Below are 638 nucleotides of genomic sequence, written 5' to 3'. Positions count from 1 at the left end.
GACGGGCGCGCCCCTTTTTGCACACCCGGAGGAACGGGTGACAAGAAGGCCGAACACGGCCCGAAAGATGACAGAGCGACGGGGAGACGCCTGATGAGTTCCGACACACAATCCAACCGCCCGCTATCCGAAGAGGAACTGCAGGATCTGGTGGCCTCGTCCGATGCGGGGGCACGCAATCCGGCGGGGAATGTGGGGGTCTTTCTGGCCATCGTGGCGGTGCTGTGGTCGGTGTTTCAGGTGGTGCTGGCCTCGCCCTTGTCGAACGCCATTCTGCCGGGCAGCGTGGTGAACAACTCGCGCCAGATCCATCTGGCCTTTGCGATTTTTCTGGCCTTTGCGGCCTATCCGGCGCTGAAATCCAGCCCGCGTGATTACATCCCCATTCAGGACTGGATCATGGGCGTGGTGGGCGCGGGCATCGCGCTGTATGGCTATATTTTCTATGAGAAACTGGTCGACAATGGCCTGCTGGCCGATGATGTCGACAAATGGGTGGCCCTTGGGGGCCTGCTGCTGCTGTTCGAGGCCGCGCGGCGCGCGCTCGGACCCGCGATGGCGATCATTGCGACGATTTTCCTGGCCTATGTGTTCTTTGGCTCGTCCGACTGGGTGCCGGAAGTGATCCAGTGGAAGGG

Annotated in this window: 1 pseudogene; it reads left to right on the top strand. The window is 61.8% G+C overall.

Annotation, left to right across the window (positions count from 1 at the left end):
- Positions 1-93 precede the first annotated feature (93 nt).
- A pseudogene (locus tag ACR0DO_RS19535) lies at positions 94-638 on the top strand (C4-dicarboxylate ABC transporter); the annotation flags it as partial.

The sequence above is a fragment of the Ruegeria sp. AM9 genome (genome assembly GCF_056540565.1).
Note: the sequence above shows the minus strand (reverse complement) of the source record. Positions and strands in the feature narration are given on the sequence as shown.